Below are 21,282 nucleotides of genomic sequence, written 5' to 3' on the forward strand. Positions count from 1 at the left end.
CGTCATGACACGCCGAACAGTCGAGTCCTCAGCTCAAAGCGACTGCTGGTAACGCTGCACCATCTCGGCCTGCGTTTCGATCTCAATCGTCTCGCCCTTGAAGGCCTGAATTTGGTCGCGCAGCATCTCACCCATGGTGGGCAGTTTGCTGCGCTCAGGGTGCCGCGATGCATCCCAAAGCTGCGAACGCATGAAGGCTTTGGCGCAATGCAGATAGACCGATTCCACCGTCACGCGGATCACCAGCTTGGGTGAGCGCCTAGCGTCCACGCACAGCGCCAAGTCGGCCGGGTCGATGCTCAAAACCGCTTGCCCGTTGATGCGCAAAGTCTCGTCAAACCCCGGCACCATGAAGAGCAAACCCAAACTCCCGGTGCTGACAATGTTCTCCAGCGTGTCCAGCCGGTTGTTGCCCGGCGAGTCAGGCACCAAGAGCGTCTGCGCATCCAGCACCTTGACGAAGCCCGGCTCACCCCCGCGCGGTGAAGCGTCCATGTGCCCATCTGCATCGCTGCTGGCCAAAACCACAAACGGCGACAGTTCAATGAAGCGGATCGCATGCGAGTCCAGCGACGGCATTTCTTTTTTTAGTGCGCGTTCTCCTGCCGGGCCGTAAAGGGTGCGGAGGGTTTCGAGGGTGGTGATGTGTTGGGCTGTCATGGGGAGCTGCGGAGAGGAGAAATACCCAAATTGGGTTTACTTGAACCCAATTCTTAAGCCTGTTCGTTCAACAAAGCCTGAAGAGCAGTGATCAAGCCGGGCAGTGAATTTTGAGCAATGGTCCACACCGTGCTCGGGTTGACCGTGGCGTAGCCATGGATCAGTTGGTTGCGAAACGCCACGATTTGCGGCAAGTCGGGCAGTTGAGCGGCCATGGTTGCATCCAACTTAGAGAGTTGGTTCAGGGCTTCCCCAATCACTTCAAACTTGCGTTCAACGGCTGCCTGTACAAGTTCATTGTTTTCGTAGGCGGTAACGTCCAATCCTGTCGTGAAGGTTTGGATGGCCAACGCCGCTTCTCGCACATCCCACAAAAATGCGCGAGGGTCACGCTGCATAAATTGACTCGCGGTGCTGGTTGATGCTGGCCAGCACAAAGGGGTTGCGCACCGCACCAAGCTCGATCAGATCTACTCCCCGGCCCAGCAGTGTTTCCAGTTCTGACTTGATGCCAAAAAAGCGGTGCAAGTCTGCGGGTGCCTCGGGTGAAAACTCCACCAAAAAGTCGGCATCGCTGCGCTCGGCGTCAAAGTCATCGGCACGGGCGGCCGAGCCGAACACCTCCAGTCGGCGGATTTGGTATCGCTGACAGATAGCCGAAATATCGGCGCGGTGTTGGGCAATGGCGGGGTGCATGGGGCAAGTTTAGCGAGGTTCTGCAGCAAGGCTAATTTAAGCCGCTGTCACTTGCCCCAGCTATCCTTCAACCCCGTCACCCGATTGAACACCGGCTTGGCTCCCGCCACATGATCCAAGCGGTCAGCCACAAAGTACCCAAAGCGCTCAAACTGGAACTTCTGGTCCGGCTGTGCTTGGGCCAGTGACGGCTCCACATAGGCCGTGACGACCTTCAAGCTGTCCGGATTGAGAGACTGCAAGAAGTCCTTGCCGCCCGCGTCGGGGTGCGCTTCGGCAAACAGGCGGTCGTACAGGCGCACTTCGGCCTTCACGCCGTCGGCCACGCCCACCCAGGTGATGGCGGCTTTGGCTTTGACGCTGTCGGCGCCGGGCGTGCCGCTCTTCGTGCCGGGGATCAGTTTGGCGTGCACTTCGGTCACTTGGCCCGCCGCGTCGCGTGCGCAGCCTGTGCACTCGATCACGTAGCCGCCTTTCAGGCGCACCACGTTCCCGGGGAACAGGCGTTTGTAGCCCTTGGGCGGCACTTCTTCAAAGTCTTCGCGCTCAATCCACACTTCTTTGCCGATCAGGAACGTGCGGTCGGCTGGGGGCGTTTGCCCTTCGGCAATGGCCGAGTGAGGCAGGGCAGGTTGGGTGCAGGCTTCGGTGTAGCCGTCGCTGCCAAAGGCCTCTGCCCAGTTGGTCAGCACGAGCTTGACGGGGTCGAGCACGGCCATGCCGCGGTGGGCTTTGTTTTCCAGGTCTTCGCGCAGGCACCCTTCGAGCGTGCTGTAGTCGATCCAGGAATCGCTTTTGGTCACGCCAATGCGGTCGGCAAACAGGCGCAGGCTCTCAGGCGTGTAGCCCCTGCGGCGCAGGCCCACGATGGTCGGCATGCGCGGGTCGTCCCAGCCGCTGACTTTGCCTTCATTGACCAGTTGCGCCAGCTTGCGTTTGCTGGTGATCACATAGGTCAGGTTCAGGCGGGCAAATTCGTATTGCTTGGGCGCGGGCGCTGCCAGCAGTTTGCATTCGCACAGGCGCTCCATCAGCCAGTCGTAAAACGGGCGCTGGTCTTCAAACTCCAGCGTGCAGATGCTGTGGGTGATTTGCTCCAGCGCGTCTTCGATGGGGTGGGCAAAGGTGTACATCGGGTAGATGCACCAGGTGTCGCCCGTATGGTGGTGGGTGGCGCGGCGGATGCGGTAGATGGCCGGGTCGCGCAGGTTGATGTTGGGCGAGGCCATGTCGATCTTGGCACGCAGCACGGCGGCGCCGTCCGCCAGCTTGCCGTCGCGCATTTCTCGGAATCGCGCCAGGTTTTCTGCGACGGTGCGGGTGCGGAAAGGGCTGTCCACGCCGGGCTTGCCAAAGTCGCCCCGGTTGGCACGCATGTCTTCTGCGCTTTGTTCGTCCACATAGGCGTGGCCGGCTTCAATCAAGGCCTCGGCAGCGCGGTACATGAAGTCGAAGTAGTCGCTGGCCTGGTAGGGCGCGGCGCTGCCAGCGGTTTGGCCCAACTGGGCCCAGTCAAAACCGAGCCACTTCACCGCGTCGATGATGCTGTTGACGTATTCGGTATCTTCTTTTTCGGGGTTGGTGTCGTCAAAGCGCAGGTGGCAAACGCCGCCGTACTCTTGCGCCAGCCCGAAGTTGATGCAGATGCTTTTGGCGTGGCCCACATGCAGGTAGCCGTTGGGCTCAGGCGGAAAGCGGGTGCGGATCTTGGCTGGGTCGGGTTGGCCTGCGGCGTGGTGCGCGGCGTCGCCGGGGCTGCCTGCCCAGCGGCGGCTGGCGTAAGTGCCTTGTTCCAAGTCTTTTTCGATGATCTGGCGCAGGAAGTTGCTGACTTTGTGTTCGGGCTGTGCCGCATTGGCAGGTGCAGCAGGCTTTGAATGTGGGGCGTTGGGGGTCGTGTCAGTCATGATTTGATTTTATGGGTTAGCCCCAGCTTACTTTGTGGCACCAGGCAATTTTTCTTTGCCTTTGGTGTGTTGACCAGCGGGTTCGTGGCGGGTTCTAAAATGCCCCTACGTTGGACGTCGCTTTGCTTGTTCGGCCTGCCTTGCTTAACTCGGAAGCGATTTCTCCCCAATGCTCAAAAAATTACGTTCCTGTGAGGCGGCCATGCCTTTCATCATGATCGCTGTGTTGATCGACATGGCGGCCATTGGTGTGATCGTGCCGGTATTGCCCACGCTGGTGGCCAGTTTTGCCACCGACCCGGCCGATCAGGCGTTTTGGTACGGCGTGGTAGCGGCTGCTTTTGGTTTGGCCAACTTTGTGGCTTCGCCGATTTTGGGGGCCTTGTCTGACCGTTTCGGGCGCAGGCCCGTGATGTTGTTGGGCTTCATGGGTTTGGGAGTGAGCTTTTTTGGCACGGCCATGACCACTTCTTTGATGGGTTTGCTCATCGCCCGCACTTTGGGCGGCGCCATGCAGGCCAACGTGGCCGTTGCCAATGCGTATGTGGCCGACATTTCAGCCCCCGAGGAGCGCGCCAAGCGGTTTGGCTTTTTGGGGGCCATGATGGGCGTGGGTTTCATCGTCGGGCCTGTGGTGGGCGGTCTGCTGGGGGCGGTGAATTTGCATTTGCCGTTTTACCTGGCGGGCACCCTGACCCTGATCAATTTACTTTACGGCTACTTTGTGTTGCCCGAGTCCCTGTCTGTGCACAACCGCAAGGCCTTCAGCTGGCGTTCGGCCAATCCGGCCACGTCGCTGCGCAAGTTGGGGCAACTCAAAGGCGTGGGCCCCTTGGTGGGGGTGGTGGCTTTCAGTGGTTTGGCGCAATTTGTGTTGTACACGGTGTGGGTGCTCTACAACAGCTTCAAGTTTGGCTGGGGGCCACGAGAAAACGGCTGGTCTTTGGCCGTGGTCGGCATTGTGGCGGTGCTGGTGCAAGGGGTGTTGCTGGGGCGTTTACTCAAGCGCTTTTTGCCCCAACAGCTGGCGATTTGGGGTTTGGTGTCCTCTGTATTGGCCTACACCTTGTGGGGCGCAGCCACCGAGGGCTGGATGATGTACGCCGTGATTGCCTTCAACTTGCTGGGCGGCACAGTGACAGCTTCGGTGCAAAGCATGATTTCATCGGCGGCCGACAGCAAAAGCCAAGGGCAGACCATGGGCGCTGTCAGTTCGCTTAACGGTCTGATGGCGGTGCTGGCGCCCTTGTTGGGCGCTCCCATGCTGGCTGTGGTGTCGCACTACCCGCAAGGCGATTGGCGCATAGGCGCACCGTTTTTCTTTTGCGCCCTGCTGCAGGTGGCGTCTTTGTATTTGGCCGTCTTGCATGTGCGTCGCCATCGCCAAAGGCACGCAGCCAACTCAATCACTTGATAAACGGGCTGGCAAAGCGTGTGTCGGTGTTGAGCGTCGAGTCGGTCAACGTTTTCAAGAAAGCCACGATATCGGCTTGATCTTGCGCAGTCATGGGGATGCCGCCTGCAGGCAGACGGTTGTCTCTGGCTGGGCCAGCCTGAATGCCTGTTGCGTAATGTGTCAACACTTCTTCCAAAGTGCTAAAGCGGCCATCGTGCATGAACCGTCCATCGAGCGCGACGTTTTTGAGCGAGGGTGATTTGAAAATCACGGTTTCATTCAAATCCAGTCCGTTGCTTCTGGAGTTGGGGTCCAGTGAAAAGGTGGGCGGCTGATGGCAGCCTGCACAGCCTTTGCCGCCATTGTTTGGGCCTTGAATGAACAATGCCCGACCTCTGTCTTCGGAGGCTGTGAAGCGATCGGCTTCAGGAATGTTGTTGCCAGCCAAGGATCGCCCAAAATTTTGTGGGCTGTTGACACTGCCGTTGTTGGCGTAAACCACGGCATAGGCCCGATCCCACTTGCTGTTGGCAGAAATCATGCTGCGCTGAAATTGTGCCAAAGCATTTTGAACGCGTACCTCAGAGATCGCTTCATCGCCAAATACCCATTTGAATAATTCGGGGTAGTAAGGCAGGGTTTGCATTATGGAAACCAGTGCACTGAAGCCACCGTGTGTGGCGTCGAAACCCATCTCGATGGCGTTTTGAATCGGATCGGTCGCTTGGACCTCCAAACTTGCTGCCCGTTTATCCCAAAACATGCGGTTGCCTTGGTAAAAGGCCACATTGCCCAGGCGCATGGCATGGGCCGTCGTTTGGCCTCCTGTAAAACCTGTGCTGAACTGGGCTCGGTCGACAAAACCATTGGCTTGAACATGGCAAGACGCGCAGGATTTGGTGTTGTTGAAACTCAAACGTGTGTCATTGAACAACACACGCCCCAGTGTGGCGCCTTTGTCGGTGGTTGAATTGGCGGGTGTTGAGTTGCGGGTGGCCAACAAATCGGCATCGTAGTGGGCCAATAAAGTGGGCGACGTGTAATTGAGTGGGGCGTTCAAATCCAACGAGGTGTAGGCCTTGACACCGGGGTAAGGATCCACCACGGCAGCATTGCTGTCTGCGCTGCTATTGCCACTCCCGCCGCAAGCGCTCAAGGCCAGAGCCACCAGTACGCAAAGAGCTACCAATGATTTTTGGGTGGTCCGGTGGGTTTTTTGAATCCAATTGGTTTTCATTTTGTGCCTCGTTGAGAGCGCTGAATATAACTTTAAGGAAAACAAAAAGTGTGAAACTTTGTAAGTTTTAGATATTTTCAAGATCAGACCCCTGCTGTCTAAATCCATACAGGTCGTCAACAGTGGTTACGAATGGAAACCATTGCCAAGCAGGCGTTGTCCACCGCAGACCGGGCTTGCGCGCTAAAGACATAGGCGGGCCTTTGGCCTGTCATCCTTTTCAGAGGAACCCACATGTCAACGCTGATGTTCAAAACCTGGTCTCGCAAAGCCCTGCTCATGGGCAGTTTGGTGTTGGGCCTGACCCAAGTGGGCTGTGCCCATCCGGTCTCCGTTGAGCCTTCGGTGGTCGTGCATTCCCGTCTTGGCCATTTTCCAATTCAAGCGCAGATCGGGGTGCCCGGCCAGGTCCTTTATGCACCGCCCCCTCGGGTCATTTACTTACCCCCACCCCCACCTCGGGTGGTTTATGCGCCTCAAATCTATCGCCCGGCCCCTGGTTGGCAACACGGCCATGACCGCCGTGATGACCGCAGCGATGGCGGTCGGTGGGGGCGACGTGACGACCGCAGCAGCCATGGTGGCCACGACTGGCGTCGTTGATGGCCATGAACCTGGGTTCACATGGCCTTGAACACATGCGCGTAGAGGCGGCTCACGCTCATTTTTTCGCTGCGACCTTTCAAGCGCAGGCTCAGACGCCCTGATTCGTCGCGTGTGACGGATTCGATGGCGGTGGCGCGCACAACGCAGCCTCGGTGGATTTGCCAGAAAACTTGCGGGTCCAGCCGTTGCATCAGTTCTTTGAGGGGGGTGCGCAGCAGAACTTCGCTGCCGTCACGGCTGAACACACGAACATACTTGTCTGCCGCTTCCAGTTGCATCACATCGGCCACAGGGATCATGCGCAGCTGGTTGCCCACGCTGGCTTGGATCATTTGCAAAGGGGCCTCAGGTTTGGCGGCTTCGGGGGGCGCGCTCAGCAAGGCGCGCAGTTGCTGGAGCACAGGGTCCATTTTGTCGCTTGTGTTGGGGGCGTGATGTCGCAGGTGCAAGGTCTTTTGCAGCCGCGCCACGGTTTGGGCCAGCCGGTCAGCACGCACAGGCTTGAGCACGTAGTCCACCGCCTGCGCTTCAAACGCGGCAATGGCGTATTGGTCATAAGCCGTCACAAACACCAACAGCGGAAAGGCTTGGGTTTCAGGCCATTCCTCGGCCAGCTCGGCTGCAGCTTCGAGCCCGCTTTGGCCCGGCATACGAATGTCGAAAAACAGCACATCGGGGTGGTGTTGCAACGCCAATTGCACCGCGCTCAGGCCGTCGTTTGCTGTGGCCAGCACGCGCAGATCTGGCCAAAGGGCGCTCAGCTCGCGTTGCAGGGCTTGCGCCAGCAGCGGTTCGTCTTCGGCGATCAGGGCTGTGGCGGTTGTGTTCATGTGGAACTCACCCCTCAAAAAGGTTTGTCAAAGGCAAAGTCAGCACCACGCAGGTGCCGCCTGTGGCCACAGGGCTGATGTGCATGTCTGCGTGTTTTCCATACAAGGTGTGCAGGCGCTGGCGGACATGGGCCATGCCCCACGATGCTGTTGGGCGTTCATGACCAGGCATCAATGAGCGAGTCGACTCGGCCAAAGCCAGTTCGCTGATGCCGCAGCCGTTATCAAAAACCGTCAGCAGCAGTTGCTGGCCTTCGGCGCGGGCTTGCACCTCGATGCGGCCTCCGGTCACGACCGGCTCCAGCCCGTGGCGTATGGCGTTTTCGACGAGGGGTTGCAAGATGAAACTGGGCACTGGGGTGGCGGCCAGTGCGGGCGGTAGGTCGAGTTCAAACACCAGCCGTGGCCCCATGCGTATGGCCATGAGGCTCAGGTAATCAGCGAGCCGCGAAAACTCATCCGCCAACGGGTGCAGTGGCTGGCGCGAGGCGTGCAAGGTGGTGCGCAGGTAGTCGTTCAGATGGTCCAGCATCGCCAAAGCACGCTCTGTATCGTGCCCGATTAGCGCCCGCAAATGCGCCAGCGTGTTGAACAGCATGTGGGGTTCGAGCTGTGACTGCAGCAGCATCAGCTGCGCCTGCGTGACCTGACTGGCCAGCGATTCGGCTTTGCTGCGTTGGTAAAAGAACGCCACAAACGCGGCGCTGATGGCCACCGAGCTGACCACCATGCCCGCCAAGCGGTTGGTGTTCAGGCGCCACAAATCCCAGGTGGACCAGCCCGTATAGGCGTCGCCCACCAACGTGCCCAGCACATAGCCCAGCGGAATGCCCATCACCAGCATCAGGCTGACGCGCAGTGCAGGTGGCCAATAAAACGGCCCTTGCACACGCAGCAGGTGCTTGAACACAAAGCGCGACACATCGGTGAACAGCCAGATGAAGGTCGAGATGGCGTAGGCGTAAACCAGCGATACCTCAAAGCGGTGCGGCAGGCCATCGCTTTTGTGCCCGATCCAGGTGGCCAAAGCGATGGGCAGCGACACCGCCCACACGATCAGCAGGCGGTGCAGCAGGGGTTTGCGCTGGTCGACGGGGAGCCAGGCGAAGAGGTGGTTAAGGGGCATGCTGTGGTTAGAGCATTTGCTTGAAGAATAGCGCGAGTTCAAACCCGCACGGTGTCTGTTTGCAATTTGAGCAAACGCCAAGCCCGTGCATTGAGCACGCCAGAAAAGAAGCCATACAAGGCGCTGATGCCGATGGCGGCGTTCAGGTTGTGGATGTGCTCAGGCGCGGTGGCGGTCAGCATGCCGACCACAAATTTGCACACAAAGATGGCCATGAACAAGGCCAAGGGCAGCCAGCTGCCGGGCACGGTGAATCGCCGCGTGTCGGCGTCGTAGCTGGCGCCTGCGGGGGCAGCGCCTTGGCCCAAGCCCCAGGCCACCAAAGCGCAGCTGGCGGCCCAGCTGAGCAGGCCCAGTGCCAGCCAAGGCGTGGGTGACCACTGTTGAATCACCCCCACCAACGTGAAGACCGTCAGCGCGATGTTGATGCCCAGCAGCCGAGGCTTGGGGATGTGCCGTGTGCGCGTTTGCTGCAAACCCAAAGCGATCAAGCCCAAGAGCAGGAAGAAAACCCAGACGGGGATGTGTTGGAGTATTTGCATGTGGATTGCTTTCTTGAAGTTAAAGCCAGCCCAGCCACTGGCCCCAGACCAGTTGGCCCAGATAGCGCTGGGGCAGCAAGGTGAACAGGCCTGTGACCACGCAAGCCAGGATGTAGGTCGTTTGCATGGTGCGGCGGTGCAGGCTGACCTGGCCGTGGGCAATGGCGCTCAAGCCTTTGTAAAGGCTGAAAAAAGTCACAGGCACGAGCAGGTGGATGGGGGTGTAGCCCGCCCAGTTGGGCAAGCCATAGTCATGGATGAAGATGCCGCTCAAGGCCGCGCCTGCCATGCAGGTGACCCAGGCGTAACCCATGCCCCGGTGCAGGCGCGGGCGGGTCGTGCCCAGCCGCGACCACAGCGCCACGGGCCCCATGACCAAGGCAGCCAAGGCCAAGCTCATGTGGGTGGCGATCACGGGTGACATTTGCATGCTGTTCCTCCTGGGATGGTTGTGGTGGGTGGGATGAGGCTCGACTGTGAGGCCTTCACAAAGCTTTGAGAAGCAGGATGCGACAAAACGGCAGGTTTTCGGCGTCAGTTGCAGCGATGCAGCGCGAACGCAAGTGCATGCAAGGGCCAACAGCGATAATCGACTTCAGTTTTCAGGAGCGTTTGTGGACACCGTTTTGTTACTCAAAGCCGCCGTGATGGGGCTGGTCGAAGGTTTGACCGAGTTTTTGCCGATTTCTTCAACCGGGCATTTGATCCTGGCCGGGGCCTTGCTGGGTTTTGACGATGACAAGGCCAAGGTGTTTGACATCGCCATTCAGACTGGGGCGATCTTGGCCGTGATCATTGTGTATTTGCAAAAAATCAACACGACCATCCGTGCCTTGCCGCACAGCGCCGATGCCCAGCGTTTTGCGCTCAATGTCTTCATCGCTTTTGTGCCTGCGGTCATCTTGGGCCTGCTGTTCGGCAAGGCCATCAAGGCGAATTTGTTCACGCCTGCGGTGGTGGCCACCACCTTCATCATTGGCGGCTTCATCATCTTGTGGGCCGAGCGACGCCCAGTCAGCAAGGTGCGCATTCACGAGGTCGAAGACATGCGCGGGCGTGATGCGCTCAAGGTGGGCTTGGTGCAGTGCCTGGCCATGATTCCAGGCACCAGCCGCAGCGGTGCAACCATCATCGGTGGCATGTTGCTTGGCATGTCGCGCAAGGCGGCGACCGACTTTTCTTTTTATTTGGCCATTCCCACATTGATTGGTGCGGGTGCTTACAGCCTTTACAAAGAGCGTGCCTTGCTCAGCGTGACCGATGCGCCCATGTTTGCAGTGGGTTTGTTGTTCTCTTTTTTGAGCGCTTGGGTGTGTGTGCGCTGGTTGCTCAAGTTCATCTCAACCAACAGCTTTGAGGTGTTTGCATGGTACCGGATCGTGTTTGGTCTGGTGGTGCTGGGCACCAGTTACACAGGCATGGTGACCTGGGCGGCTTGATCAAGCCCCCATGTTGCGCAGCGATGCCTCAATGGCCGCGGCCGTGGCGATGGGCTTTTCCATCGGGAACAGGTGGGAGCCGTCCAGCATCATGACGCGGCCCTTGACCACCTTGTGGGTCAGATCAACGCCAGCTTGACGCATTTCAGACGAGTGGGTGCCGCCGATGAATGCAGCTGGGCATTTAAGGGGATGGCGCTTGAGCAAGCTGTCCAGTTTGTGGGGCAGGCCGTTGTAGATGGCGGTTTCCACGTCACGGTCAAAGCTCAGCACGCGTTGGCCGTCGGCATCGTGGGTGCCAAACTCAATGTAGTCCTGCAGCACCTGTGGGTCCCAACGGGCAAAAGACTTTTTCTGCTGAAAGCTTTCCAGGGCTGCTTGGGCATCGGGCCAGTGGTTGCGACGTTTTTGGCTGATGCGCCCTGGCGAAAGGGAGCCAATCAGAGGTGTGCGTTTGGCCAAACCCAGGGTGGTGGCGCGCCATCCACCGATTACTGGCGAGTCGATCAGCAAGACGCCGCGTGCCAGTTCCGGGTGGCGGGCGGCGCACATCAAACTCAAAATGCCACCCAAGGAGTGACCCACCAAAAAAGCCGGTTCGCCATCGCCCTGTTGTGTTTTGGCAAAGTCGGCCAACTGTTGCACCAAGTGCGGCCAATTGTTGGTGGCTGGGTATTGTGGGTCGTGCCCAAACATCTCCACCGCACCCACTTGAAAGCCGCGCTGGCGCAGGTTCTCGAGCATCACCTTGTAGGTGCTGGCCGGAAAACTGTTGCCGTGCGAGAAGATGATGCGAGGAGTCATGTGGTGATGGAACCGATATCCAGGTGAACGAGGCGCATCGTGGCGAAGCGAGCACAGAGCGTTGGCGTGAGGTCTTCCGATGTCCGGGCCAACGGAGATCATGTTGCAGTGAAGTCAGCGGCATCTTAAACCAGGTGAAAAAGCTCAAAATAAAGCGACAATGGTCTGATGAATGACACCTCGCCTCTACAGCTTGGCGGCGATGAAGCCGAGGCCACTAAATGGCTTGCGCTCCAACAGGAGCGCGCCCCTGCGGGTCACTGGGATGAGCTGCGGGGTCAAGTTACCCCATTGACCAAGGCAAAAACCCTCGCGCCTCTGGCAGAGACCGTCAGCGCGCTCAGCGGGGCATGGCAAACATTTACCGATCGTCTGGCCTCGGAAACCGCGGGCCAACAGCCAGACCTGAATGCCCGCATGGCCAACTTGCAGCGGCAGGTGCGTGACAACGGCATCACCTACAACGTCTATGCCGCCGCCGATCAGCCTCAGCGGCCCTGGTCGCTCGACCTGTTTCCGCTCATGTTGGACACCAAGGACTGGCAGCAAATTGAAGCCGGTGTGATGCAGCGCATGCAGTTGCTAGAACGCATCATGGCCGACGCTTATGGCCCGCAAAAGCTTGTACTCAACGGTCAACTGCCTGCGGCTTTGGTGCAAGGCCACCCGGCGTATCTGCCCGCCATGCACGGCGTACCCCCTGTGGGGGGGCGCTATTTGTCGTTGGCCGCGTTTGATTTGGCACGCGGGCCTGACGGTTGCTGGTGGCTGCTGTCGCAACGAACACAAGCGCCTTCGGGCTTGGGTTATTTGCTTGAAAACCGGCAAATTGTGTCGCGCCTGTTCCCTCAAGCGTTTGAGGCATTTCCAGTGCAGCGCTTGGCAGAGACCTACCGCACCTGGATTGACGGCATCAAGGCCCGCAGCCCAGCCGGGGCTTCTGCCCACATCGCGCTGCTCACCCCCGGGCCGTACAACGAAACCTATTTCGAGCACGCTTATCTGGCGCGGTATCTTGGCCTGAGCTTGGTGCAAGGCAATGACCTGACCGTGCGCGACGAAAAGCTTTATCTGAAAACCTTGCAGGGCTTGCAGCAGGTGCATGGTTTGCTCAAGCGCGTCGATGACGATTGGCTGGACCCTCTGGAAATGCGCGCCGACTCCACACTGGGCGTACCCGGCTTGCTGCAAGCGGTGCGCAGTGGCAATGTTTTGGTGGCCAACACACCGGGCTCGGGCTTTCTGGAGTCGAACGCACTGCTGGGTTTCATGCCTGCACTGGCGCGTGACCTGCTGAGCGAAGAACTGCAACTGCCTGCCATTCCGAGCTGGTGGTGCGGTGAAGCCGCTGCGCTGCAAGATGTGTTGCCACGCATCAGCAGCTGTGTGATCAAGCCCACCTACCCCTACAACACCGACCGCCAAAGCTTTGAGCCTGTCCAAGGTCATGCGCTTTCACGCCGCGAACAAGACGAGTGGGCGGGGCGCATCCTGCGTGACCCGGATGCCCACACACTGCAATCGTGGCTGCCCTTGTCGCACCAACCCACATGGCAAACCGCTGCCGATGGTGCGTCCTGCATTCAGTCACGGCCCGTGGAGTTGCGCGTGTTCGCCGTGGCCAACGCCCAAGGTCACTGGCAGGTTTTGCCTGGCGGCTTGGCTCGCCTGGGCACCCGCGAAGGCATCGCCTCCATGCAGCGGGGTGGCAGCAGCGCCGATGTCTGGGTGCAGAGTGCGACACCGAGTACGGCGCATTCACAGCGGCAATCACAGTCGCAATCGCAATCGCAATCGCAATCGCAGTCGCAGTCGCAGTCGCAGTCGCAGTCGCAGTCGCAGTCGTCCAGCCCATCACCCAAGCCGACCCCTCCCACCCCACGGCCACAGGCGGAGCCCATTCCCGATGTCACAGCCCTGCAGCGGCAGCGCCTGGTCACCAGCCGTGCCGCTGAAAACCTGTTTTGGATGGGGCGTTACACCGAACGGACCGAGAACACGTTGCGCTTGGTGCGTCTGAGTCTGGAAATTCTGGGCAGCGAGAACCAGAACAGACCAGACCTGCTCCAGTTCATCACCCGCATGGCCACACGTCATGGTCTGGTGAGGGTAGGGGTGCCCGCCGCATCGCAAGCGCATCGGGTTTTTGAGCGCTCTTTGGTGGCTGGCCTGTGGGACAAAGAACTGGCCACCAGCGTTGGCTTCAATTTGCGTGCTGTGCGACTGGCCGCCGCTTCGGTGCGCGAACGCCTGTCGCCCGAACATTGGCGCTTGCTGGAACAAACCGAGTCGCGCTTCTTCAGCCCCGAGCAACAGAGTGCGGCACCTGACACTTTGGCCGTGCAGCGCCTGCTGGCCGACACCAGCCAGATGCTGGCCGCACTGACCGGCGCACAAACCGACCGCATGAGCCGCGACGATGGCTGGCGCTTGTTGTCCATTGGACGCCACATCGAACGCCTGCAATTTTTGTCCAGCGCCCTCTCCGAAGCCGTGCAGTTGGGGCTGATCGGCGAGCAAGCGGGGTTTGACGCCGTGCTCGACCTGTTTGACAGCACCATCAGTTTTCATGCCCAGTACCAGCAAAGCCGCACCCCCCAGGCACTGATGGATTTGTTGGTGACCCACTCTGACAATCCACGTTCACTGGGCTGGGTGGCGCACACCTTGCGCTCACGCTTGCGCCGCATGGGCAACTTGGCCGATGGGGCCACCACCCCCATGGCTGAGCTGGTGCCACAGCTGATTGAGATGACGCCCGAGTCGCTCTGGCCTTTAGACAACAAGCCGGCACAAGCCGGTAGCACGTTGCCACTGCATGCCGCTTTGGCGCATTGTCAAACTGCGGCTTGTGAGGTCTCTGACCAACTGTGCAGCCTGTTTTTCACCCACAGCGGCGAAGCCCGCTACAGCGTCGGCGCTTGACCCGCCCCCTTCACCATGCGCCTGGCCATCACCCACGAAACCCGCTACCGATACAGTCCATCGGTACAAACCGCGCAGCATGTGGCGCACTTGCAACCGGCCAACACCCCATGCCAACAGGTCATCAGCCACTGGATGCAGGTGGAGCCCCAAGCTTCGGTGCAGCACAACATCGATGCTTTTTTCAACCACCGGGCCTATTGGGCTCTGACAAATCCGCACGATGGCCTGATGGTTCGCGCGTACAGCGAACTGGAGACCTCAGCCATTGCACCCGGTACATCCGAGCAAAGCTGGGAATCGGTGCGTGAACACTTTCGCTACCGAGGGGGGCACCCCGGCGATGTGCACAGTGGCTTTGTGTTTGGCTCTCACCATGCACCTGTCCACGAAGCGTTTTTGGCCTACGCGCAAAGCAGTTTCGCGCCGGGGCGATCCCTCATGCAGGCCGCGCAGGAGTTGACAGCGCGCATGCACCGCGACTTCCGTTATGAAACAGCCAGCACCGACATCAACACCCCAGCGCTTGAAGCCCTGCAAGACAAACGCGGCGTTTGCCAGGACTTTGCCCACATTTTGTTGGCCTGCTTGCGCTCGCTGGGTTTACCGGCCCGCTATGTCAGCGGCTACTTGTTGACGCAACCCCCTCCGGGCCAACCCCGGTTGGTGGGCAGCGATGCCTCGCACGCTTGGGCGTCGGTTTACCTGCCCGAGTTGGCCGGTCATGCCTGCCAAGGCTGGTTGGATCTGGACCCGACCAACGACCGCACGGGCCTGGCCAGTCCAGGCGAAGACTACGTGCGCCTGGCTGTGGGGCGTGACTTTGCCGATGTGTCGCCGCTGAGGGGCGTCTTGCAAGGCGGCGGTGCGCACACGCTCGAAGTGGCCGTGACGGTTGCGCCCCTGGATGAATGAGCCTGTGTGACTTGCTGGCTTGTCAGATTCAAGCTGAATGGGGCATCAAGAATTCCCGGCTGATGCGACCCCCCAGAACGTTCACCCGCTCCAGGAACTGGGTCAGGTAAGCGTGTAGGCCAGTGGCCAAAATTTCGTCGATGCGGCCAAAGGCCAACTCTGAGCGCAAACGCCCCGCATGGCGCAGCGTGTCGCTGTTGGCATCGTGCGACACCAGCTTCAAGTTGGACACCACCTCGTTCAGACTGGCATGCAGCGAGCGCGGCATGTCGGGCCTCAGTATCAGCAACTCCGCCACACGTTCAGGGCGGATCACATCACGGTACACCTTGCGGTACACCTCGAAGCCGCTGACGCTGCGCAAGATGGCGCTCCAGTGGTAAAAATCGTATTCCTGTGAGACTTCGGTTTCGGACGCCCCGAACTGCGGTACGCCAAAAAAGTCGTTTTGCATGGCGTGGAACTTGACATCCACCAAACGCGCCGTGTTGTCGGCCCGCTCCAAAAACGTGCCCATGCGCATGAAGTAAAGCGACTCGTCCATCAGCATGGTGCCCACCGTGACGCCGCGAGACAGATGCGATCGGAATTTCACCCATTCAAAAAACTGGCCTGGGTCGCGCTCGAACTCCCCGTTTTTGAGCATGCGGTTGACTTCGAGCCAGGTCTGGTTTTGCGTTTCCCACACCTCGGTGGTGAGGGTGCCGCGCACGGCGCGGGCATTTTCGCGTGCCGCACGCAAGCAAGAGATGATGGACGAAGGGTTGTCCACGTCTTTCACCATGAACTCCATCACGTCCCGCGGATTGATGCTCTGGTATTGGGCAAGGTAAGCCGGCAGCAACTCGCTGATCGAGAGGATGCCTTCCCATCCGGCTTGGGCAGCAGCGGCCGACTGCGGCAGCAGCGAGGTTTCGTAGCTCACATTGAGCATGCGGGCGGTGTTCTCCGCCCGCTCCATGTAACGGGACATCCAGAAGAGGTGGTCGGCGGTTCTTGAAAGCATGTGTGTGTTCTCCCCTTTTCAGTCCTGCAATATCCAGGTGTCTTTGGTGCCACCGCCCTGCGACGAATTCACCACCAAAGAGCCTTCCTTGAGTGCCACGCGGGTCAGGCCTCCGGGCACCATCTGCACCGTGCGGCCCGACAACACAAAGGGGCGCAGGTCGATGTGGCGTGGTGCGATGCCGCTGTCCACATAGGTGGGGCAAGTGGACAAGCTGAGCGTGGGCTGCGCGATGTAGCCCTCGGGGTTGGCCAGCAGTGCGCCGCGAAAGCTCTCGATTTCTTCTTTGGTCGAGGCCGGGCCGACCAGCATGCCGTAGCCGCCTGCGCCGTGCACTTCCTTGACCACCAGGTCTTTCAGGTTGGCCAGGGTGTACTGCAAATCGTCGGGCTTGCGGCACTGAAAAGTCGGCACGTTTTTGAGAATCGGCTCCTCACCCAGGTAAAACTTGATCATGTCGGGCACATAGGGATAGATCGACTTGTCGTCGGCCACGCCTGTGCCCACCGCGTTGCAGATCGCCACATGGCCCGCCTTGTAGGCCTCCATCAGGCCCGCGCAGCCCAGCGTCGAGGTGGGGCGGAACACATTGGGGTCCAAAAAGTCGTCGTCCACCCGGCGGTAGATCACGTCCACCCGCTTGGGGCCGCGGGTGGTGCGCATGTAAACGAACTTGTCTTTGACGAACAGGTCTTGCCCTTCGACCAGCTCCACACCCATCTGCTGCGCCAAAAAGGCGTGCTCGAAGTAGGCGCTGTTGTACATGCCGGGCGTGAGCACCACCACCGTGGGCTCGGCGGTTGTGGCGGGGCTGCTGGCACGCAGTGTCTCGAGCAGCAAGTCGGGGTAATGCGCCACCGGGGCTACGCGGTGCTGGCTGAAGAGGTCTGGAAAGAGCCGCATCATCATCTTGCGGTCTTCGAGCATGTAGCTCACACCGCTGGGCACGCGCAGGTTGTCTTCGAGCACGTAGTACTCGCCGTTGCCCGCGCTGTCGGGGGCGCGCACGATGTCGATGCCGCTGATGTGCGAATAAATTTGGTTGGGCACATCCACCCCCACCATCTCGGGGCGGAACTGGGCATTGCCTTCGATCTGCTCGCGGGGAATGATGCCCGCCTTGAGGATGTCTTGGTCGTGGTAAACGTCGTGGATGAAGCGGTTGAGCGCGGTGACGCGCTGCACCAGACCCGCTTCCATGCTTTTCCACTCTTGGGCGGCGATGATGCGCGGGATCAGGTCAAACGGGATCAATCGCTCGGTGCCGGAGCCATCTTCGTCTTTGTCGCCGTAGACCGCAAAGGTGATGCCCACACGGCGAAAGATCACTTCAGCTTCTTCGCGCCTTGCCGCCATGGTCTGTGGGTTCTGGGTTTGCAACCAGCGGGCATAGGCCAAGTAATGATTCCTGACCTCACCCACTTCCCCTTCTTTTCCCACTTCGCCGGCAGCGGGCAGGCGGCTGTACATCTCGTCGAATTGGTGCATGGCTCTTCACTCCTGTTTTAAAGGTTAGCAAGATATATACCCAAGCACCTGGAGCCGAATCCAGGTCGTTTGAGGTGTTGCCAAGTCAGTTCGGCGACCAACCGCTCTGGAATGCAGCTTGCGAACACCTCATGCGGACAGGTCGTGCACTCTAACGGTGCCAAAACATCATCAGCACCAAAGCAGTGCGCCCAAACGCGTGCGACAGCCGAGTTCGGGCAGCTGCTACTGGCGCGTGTCTTGCTAGTTGTCACTGCCCAAGCTGCATCTGTCATGTGTGCAGCCCCTGTTGCGCTGAACGAGATATGTCGATACACGTTGCCCTGCACCACGTTACCCATTACGAATACGACCGCCCCGTGCAGCTCGGCCCCCAGGTGATTCGCCTGCGCCCTGCGCCGCACAGCCGCAGCCGTATCTTGAGCTACAGCCTCAAGGTCGAGCCCGCAGAGCATTTCATCAACTGGCAGCAAGACGCTTTTGCCAACTACCAGGCGCGCTTGGTCTTTCCGAAAAAAACCAACGCCTTCAAAGTCACGGTGGACGTGGTCACCGAGATGGCCGTGTTCAACCCCTTTGACTTCTTTCTGGAGCCCTCAGCCGAAGAGGTGCCCTTCAAATACGCCGACACCGTGCGGGAAGAGCTGCAGTCTTACCTCGACAAAGACCACAAGACGCCGCTCTTCAAAAAATACCTGGCCAGCATGGACCGCAAGCGCCAGCGCACCATCGACTTTTTGGTGCAGATCAACCAGCGCTTGCACCAAGACATCCGTTACACCATCCGCATGGAGCCCGGTGTGCAAACGGCCGAAGAAACCCTGACCCTGAAAAGCGGTTCATGCCGCGACACGGCCTGGCTCTTGGTGCAGTTGTTCCGCCACATGAACATCGCCGCCCGTTTTGTCTCGGGCTACCTGATCCAGCTGGCCCCCGACGTGAAATCGCTCGATGGCCCCAGCGGCACCGAAGTCGACTTCACCGACCTGCACGCCTGGTGCGAGGTGTATTTGCCCGGCGCAGGTTGGGTGGGGCTGGACCCAACGTCTGGCTTGCTGGCGGGTGAAGGCCACATTCCGCTGGCCTGCACACCTCAGCCGTCTGCCGCAGCACCGATCGAAGGCTTGATGGACGAAGCCGAGGTCGAGTTCCACCACGAGATGAGCGTGACGCGCATCCACGAGTCGCCCCGCGTGACCAAGCCCTACAGCGAAGACCAATGGACCGATGTGCTGGCTTTGGGCGATCAGGTGGACGCGCAACTGGTGGCGCAAGACGTGCGCTTGACCATGGGCGGCGAGCCGACTTTTGTGTCCACCCAAGACCGCGACGGGGCCGAATGGAACACCGATGCCCTGGGGCCGACCAAGCGGGGCCTGGCCACCGAGTTGGTGCACAAACTGCGCCAGCAATACGGCCAAGGCGGGTTTTTGCACTTTGGCCAAGGCAAGTGGTACCCGGGCGAGCAACTGCCGCGCTGGGCACTGAGCATTTACTGGCGTGCCGATGGCACGCCCTGCTGGCAAAACCCCGAGGTGTTTGCCGACGAACGCGAACCCAGCCACTACACCAGCGCCGACGCTAAGCGCTTCATGCAAGGGCTCACGGCGCAACTGGGCTTGAGCGCAGACACCGTGCTGCCCGGCTACGAAGACACCTGGTACTACCTGTGGCGTGAACGCCGTCTGCCTGTGAACGTGGACCCGTTTGATGCGCGGTTGGACGACGAGATGGAGCGCAACCGCTTGCGCCGCATCTTCAGCCAGGGCTTGGACCAGGCGGTGGGTTATGTGCTGCCCATTCAGCCTGTCGAAGTCGCCTCTCCTGAGCTGACGGGCCCGCAATGGCAAACCGGCCGCTGGTTTGTGCGCGACGAGCGCATGTACCTCATGCCCGGCGACTCACCCATGGGCTGGCGCTTGCCCCTCGACTCGCTGCCATGGGCTGCCCCTACCGACCGTTGGCACATGATCGAGCAAGACCCGTTTTCTCCCCGAAACGCCTTGCCCACCGCTCCGGTGACGATGCAGCCACGCCACAAACCCACTGCAGCCTTGCCGGTTCAAGCAGTGCCCGCAGCCAAGTTCGAGTCTGACGCCTCGGTGGTGCGCACAGCCCTGTGCGTGGAAGTGCGTGATCCGCGCCGCGCCAACGGCCCCAAAGCCGAAGCCGATGCCCTGGCCAAAGGTGAGAATTCCGGCGTGATTTACGTCTTCATGCCGCCCCTGGCGCGCCTCGAAGATTACTTGGCGCTGGTGAGCGCCGTCGAAGCCACAGCGCTGAAGCTCGGCATGAAGATCGTCATGGAAGGCTACCCGCCGCCACGCGACCCGCGCCTCAAAGTGTTGCAAGTCACACCCGACCCCGGCGTGATCGAGGTCAACATCCACCCGGCCCACAACTGGAAAGAGTTGGTCGAGCACACCGAGTTTTTGTACAAGGCCGCTTTCGAGACGCGCCTGTCTGCCGAAAAGTTCATGACCGACGGCCGCCACACCGGCACCGGCGGCGGCAACCACATGGTGATGGGCGGGGCCACGCCCGCCGACAGCCCCTTCTTGCGCCGCCCCGAACTGCTGGCCAGTCTGGTGCTGTACTGGCACAACCACCCGAGCCTGAGTTATTTGTTCAGCGGCATGTTCATTGGCCCGACCAGCCAGGCCCCGCGCGTGGACGAAGCGCGCAATGACCAGGTCTATGAGCTGGAAATCGCGCTGCGCGAGATCGTGAACAACCGCAAAAAATACGGCACCGACATGGCCCCCTGGGTGGTCGACCGCACCCTGCGCAACATCCTGGTGGACGTGACCGGAAACACCCACCGCAGCGAGTTTTGCATCGACAAGATGTATTCACCCGACAGCAGCACCGGGCGTCTGGGCCTTCTGGAGTTGCGCGCTTTCGAGATGCCGCCGCACGAGCGCATGAGCATCGTGCAGCAATTGCTGCTGCGTGCGCTGGTGGCCCGCTTCTGGGACGAACCGTATTCAGCCCCCGTGACGCGTTGGGGCACCGAGCTGCACGACCGCTTCATGCTGCCGCACTGGATACACAAGGACTTTGACGACGTGCTGACCGAATTGGGCGATGCGGGCTTTCACTTTGATCCGAGCTGGTTCGCGCCGCATTTCGAGTTCCGCTTCCCGCTGGTGGGGCAAATCCGGGTCGATGGCGCGGTGGTCACCCTGCGCAATGCACTGGAGCCCTGGCACGTCATGGGCGAAGAAAGCGGCGCAGGCGGAACCGCCCGTTATGTGGACTCGTCGCTGGAGCGCATCGAGGTACATGTGACCGGCATGAACCCCTCGCGCCACACGGTGACGGTGAACGGCAAGCCCCTGCCCCTACAGCCCACAGGCGTGGTGGGCGAGTTCGTGGCCAGCGTGCGCTACAAAGCCTGGAACCCGCCTTCGTCGCTGCACCCGAGCATCGGCGTGCACGCGCCGCTCACGGTGGACCTGGTGGACACCTGGATGAAACGCTCGCTGGGCGGCTGCCAGTACCACGTCGTTCACCCCGGTGGCCGCAGCTACGACACCTTCCCCGTCAACGCTTACGAGGCTGAAAGCCGCCGATTGGCACGCTTCTTCCGCATGGGGCACACACCTGGGGCGATGAATCAGTTGCCGTCCCTGAAGCCCAATGCCCAATTGCACGCCAGCCCAGAGTTCCCGTACACCCTGGATTTGAGACGGGTTTGACGGT

The 21,282-nt window shown here is 60.2% G+C and carries 18 protein-coding genes; 6 read left to right on the forward strand and 12 right to left on the reverse strand.

Annotated features, from left to right (window positions below; genetic code table 11):
• Window positions 1–33 precede the first annotated feature (33 nt).
• From B9Z40_RS14090 to B9Z40_RS14105, 4 genes are read right to left on the reverse strand one after another with little or no spacing between them, the layout of a single operon-like run.
• Window positions 34–660 (reverse strand): pyridoxamine 5'-phosphate oxidase family protein, encoded by a 627-nt coding sequence (locus tag B9Z40_RS14090; protein ID WP_100173994.1) that lies wholly within the window; start codon window positions 658–660, stop codon window positions 34–36.
• Window positions 661–713: 53 nt separating this feature from the next.
• On the reverse strand, window positions 714–1,058 hold the full coding sequence (locus B9Z40_RS14095; protein ID WP_100173995.1) for a DUF86 domain-containing protein: 345 nt from the start codon (window positions 1,056–1,058) through the stop codon (window positions 714–716).
• Window positions 1,048–1,356 (reverse strand): nucleotidyltransferase family protein, encoded by a 309-nt coding sequence (locus tag B9Z40_RS14100; RefSeq protein ID WP_100173996.1) that lies wholly within the window; start codon window positions 1,354–1,356, stop codon window positions 1,048–1,050. The genes B9Z40_RS14095 and B9Z40_RS14100 overlap by 11 nt, the downstream gene beginning before the upstream one ends.
• A gap of 47 nt (window positions 1,357–1,403) precedes the next feature.
• Window positions 1,404–3,263 carry a glutamine--tRNA ligase/YqeY domain fusion protein gene (locus B9Z40_RS14105; RefSeq protein ID WP_100173997.1) on the reverse strand — a complete coding sequence of 620 codons (1,860 nt, stop codon included), beginning with the start codon at window positions 3,261–3,263 and terminating at the stop codon, window positions 1,404–1,406.
• A 202-nt stretch (window positions 3,264–3,465) separates the two neighbouring features.
• Here B9Z40_RS14105 and B9Z40_RS14110 point away from each other — a divergent pair, with 202 nt between their 5' ends.
• Window positions 3,466–4,677: an MFS transporter gene (locus tag B9Z40_RS14110; RefSeq protein ID WP_100174101.1), complete on the forward strand. Its 1,212-nt coding sequence runs from the start codon at window positions 3,466–3,468 to the stop codon at window positions 4,675–4,677.
• Here the strand turns inward: B9Z40_RS14110 and B9Z40_RS14115 are convergent.
• The gene (locus tag B9Z40_RS14115; protein ID WP_158238106.1) at window positions 4,670–5,896 is read right to left on the reverse strand and encodes a cytochrome-c peroxidase; all 1,227 of its coding nucleotides are present in this window, start codon (window positions 5,894–5,896) and stop codon (window positions 4,670–4,672) included. The two genes, B9Z40_RS14110 and B9Z40_RS14115, sit on opposite strands and share 8 nt — an antisense overlap.
• Window positions 5,897–6,130: 234 nt before the next feature.
• On the opposite strand from B9Z40_RS14115, the gene B9Z40_RS14120 reads away from it, so the two are divergent.
• Window positions 6,131–6,499: a hypothetical protein gene (locus B9Z40_RS14120; protein WP_143473992.1), complete on the forward strand. Its 369-nt coding sequence runs from the start codon at window positions 6,131–6,133 to the stop codon at window positions 6,497–6,499.
• A 17-nt stretch (window positions 6,500–6,516) separates the two neighbouring features.
• Here B9Z40_RS14120 and B9Z40_RS14125 read toward each other — a convergent pair whose 3' ends face one another.
• Genes B9Z40_RS14125 through B9Z40_RS14140 form a run of 4 tightly spaced genes read right to left on the reverse strand, consistent with a single transcriptional unit; the run spans window position 6,517 to window position 9,430 of the window.
• Window positions 6,517–7,332, reverse strand: coding sequence for a LytTR family DNA-binding domain-containing protein (locus tag B9Z40_RS14125; RefSeq protein ID WP_100174000.1), 816 nt, complete (start codon window positions 7,330–7,332; stop codon window positions 6,517–6,519).
• Between the two features lie 7 nt (window positions 7,333–7,339).
• Complete coding sequence (locus tag B9Z40_RS14130) at window positions 7,340–8,458, reverse strand: sensor histidine kinase (protein ID WP_100174001.1); 1,119 nt, start codon at window positions 8,456–8,458, stop codon at window positions 7,340–7,342.
• Window positions 8,459–8,496: 38 nt separating this feature from the next.
• Entirely contained in the window at window positions 8,497–9,000 is a 504-nt protein-coding gene (locus tag B9Z40_RS14135) for a DUF6622 family protein (RefSeq protein ID WP_100174002.1), read from the reverse strand.
• 19 nt (window positions 9,001–9,019) lie between these two features.
• The gene (locus B9Z40_RS14140) at window positions 9,020–9,430 is read right to left on the reverse strand and encodes a DUF2306 domain-containing protein (RefSeq protein ID WP_100174003.1); all 411 of its coding nucleotides are present in this window, start codon (window positions 9,428–9,430) and stop codon (window positions 9,020–9,022) included.
• A 184-nt stretch (window positions 9,431–9,614) separates the two neighbouring features.
• Between B9Z40_RS14140 and B9Z40_RS14145 the strand changes: the two genes are divergently transcribed.
• A complete protein-coding gene (locus tag B9Z40_RS14145) occupies window positions 9,615–10,439 on the forward strand; it encodes an undecaprenyl-diphosphate phosphatase (RefSeq protein WP_100174004.1) in 825 nt (274 codons plus the stop codon).
• Here the strand turns inward: B9Z40_RS14145 and B9Z40_RS14150 are convergent, their stop codons facing one another.
• The gene (locus tag B9Z40_RS14150; protein ID WP_100174005.1) at window positions 10,440–11,243 is read right to left on the reverse strand and encodes an alpha/beta fold hydrolase; all 804 of its coding nucleotides are present in this window, start codon (window positions 11,241–11,243) and stop codon (window positions 10,440–10,442) included. It lies immediately after the preceding gene.
• A gap of 168 nt (window positions 11,244–11,411) precedes the next feature.
• Here B9Z40_RS14150 and B9Z40_RS14155 point away from each other — a divergent pair, with 168 nt between their 5' ends.
• Entirely contained in the window at window positions 11,412–14,168 is a 2,757-nt protein-coding gene (locus tag B9Z40_RS14155; RefSeq protein WP_100174006.1) for a circularly permuted type 2 ATP-grasp protein, read from the forward strand.
• A gap of 15 nt (window positions 14,169–14,183) precedes the next feature.
• Window positions 14,184–15,083 carry a transglutaminase family protein gene (locus B9Z40_RS14160; protein WP_100174007.1) on the forward strand — a complete coding sequence of 300 codons (900 nt, stop codon included), beginning with the start codon at window positions 14,184–14,186 and terminating at the stop codon, window positions 15,081–15,083.
• 28 nt (window positions 15,084–15,111) lie between these two features.
• On the opposite strand, the gene B9Z40_RS14165 is transcribed toward B9Z40_RS14160, so the two are convergent.
• Entirely contained in the window at window positions 15,112–16,089 is a 978-nt protein-coding gene (locus B9Z40_RS14165; protein ID WP_100174008.1) for an alpha-E domain-containing protein, read from the reverse strand.
• Between the two features lie 18 nt (window positions 16,090–16,107).
• The gene (locus tag B9Z40_RS14170; RefSeq protein WP_100174009.1) at window positions 16,108–17,577 is read right to left on the reverse strand and encodes a circularly permuted type 2 ATP-grasp protein; all 1,470 of its coding nucleotides are present in this window, start codon (window positions 17,575–17,577) and stop codon (window positions 16,108–16,110) included.
• Window positions 17,578–17,882: 305 nt separating this feature from the next.
• Between B9Z40_RS14170 and B9Z40_RS14175 the strand changes: the two genes are divergently transcribed.
• Complete coding sequence (locus B9Z40_RS14175) at window positions 17,883–21,278, forward strand: DUF2126 domain-containing protein (protein ID WP_100174010.1); 3,396 nt, start codon at window positions 17,883–17,885, stop codon at window positions 21,276–21,278.
• Window positions 21,279–21,282: the final 4 nt, after the last annotated feature.

The sequence above is a fragment of the Limnohabitans sp. 15K genome, from assembly GCF_002778285.1.
GTDB lineage: Bacteria > Pseudomonadota > Gammaproteobacteria > Burkholderiales > Burkholderiaceae_C > Limnohabitans_A.

Coding starts and splice junctions, on each gene's coding strand:
- B9Z40_RS14090 (WP_100173994.1), bottom strand. CDS start 660: ATGACAGCCCAACACATCACCACCCTCGAAACCCTCCGCACCCTTTAC.
- B9Z40_RS14095 (WP_100173995.1), bottom strand. CDS start 1,058: ATGCAGCGTGACCCTCGCGCATTTTTGTGGGATGTGCGAGAAGCGGCG.
- B9Z40_RS14100 (WP_100173996.1), bottom strand. CDS start 1,356: ATGCACCCCGCCATTGCCCAACACCGCGCCGATATTTCGGCTATCTGT.
- B9Z40_RS14105 (WP_100173997.1), bottom strand. CDS start 3,263: ATGACTGACACGACCCCCAACGCCCCACATTCAAAGCCTGCTGCACCT.
- B9Z40_RS14110 (WP_100174101.1), top strand. CDS start 3,466: ATGCCTTTCATCATGATCGCTGTGTTGATCGACATGGCGGCCATTGGT.
- B9Z40_RS14115 (WP_158238106.1), bottom strand. CDS start 5,896: ATGAAAACCAATTGGATTCAAAAAACCCACCGGACCACCCAAAAATCA.
- B9Z40_RS14120 (WP_143473992.1), top strand. CDS start 6,131: ATGTCAACGCTGATGTTCAAAACCTGGTCTCGCAAAGCCCTGCTCATG.
- B9Z40_RS14125 (WP_100174000.1), bottom strand. CDS start 7,332: ATGAACACAACCGCCACAGCCCTGATCGCCGAAGACGAACCGCTGCTG.
- B9Z40_RS14130 (WP_100174001.1), bottom strand. CDS start 8,458: ATGCCCCTTAACCACCTCTTCGCCTGGCTCCCCGTCGACCAGCGCAAA.
- B9Z40_RS14135 (WP_100174002.1), bottom strand. CDS start 9,000: ATGCAAATACTCCAACACATCCCCGTCTGGGTTTTCTTCCTGCTCTTG.
- B9Z40_RS14140 (WP_100174003.1), bottom strand. CDS start 9,430: ATGCAAATGTCACCCGTGATCGCCACCCACATGAGCTTGGCCTTGGCT.
- B9Z40_RS14150 (WP_100174005.1), bottom strand. CDS start 11,243: ATGACTCCTCGCATCATCTTCTCGCACGGCAACAGTTTTCCGGCCAGC.
- B9Z40_RS14155 (WP_100174006.1), top strand. CDS start 11,412: ATGAATGACACCTCGCCTCTACAGCTTGGCGGCGATGAAGCCGAGGCC.
- B9Z40_RS14160 (WP_100174007.1), top strand. CDS start 14,184: ATGCGCCTGGCCATCACCCACGAAACCCGCTACCGATACAGTCCATCG.
- B9Z40_RS14165 (WP_100174008.1), bottom strand. CDS start 16,089: ATGCTTTCAAGAACCGCCGACCACCTCTTCTGGATGTCCCGTTACATG.
- B9Z40_RS14170 (WP_100174009.1), bottom strand. CDS start 17,577: ATGCACCAATTCGACGAGATGTACAGCCGCCTGCCCGCTGCCGGCGAA.
- B9Z40_RS14175 (WP_100174010.1), top strand. CDS start 17,883: ATGTCGATACACGTTGCCCTGCACCACGTTACCCATTACGAATACGAC.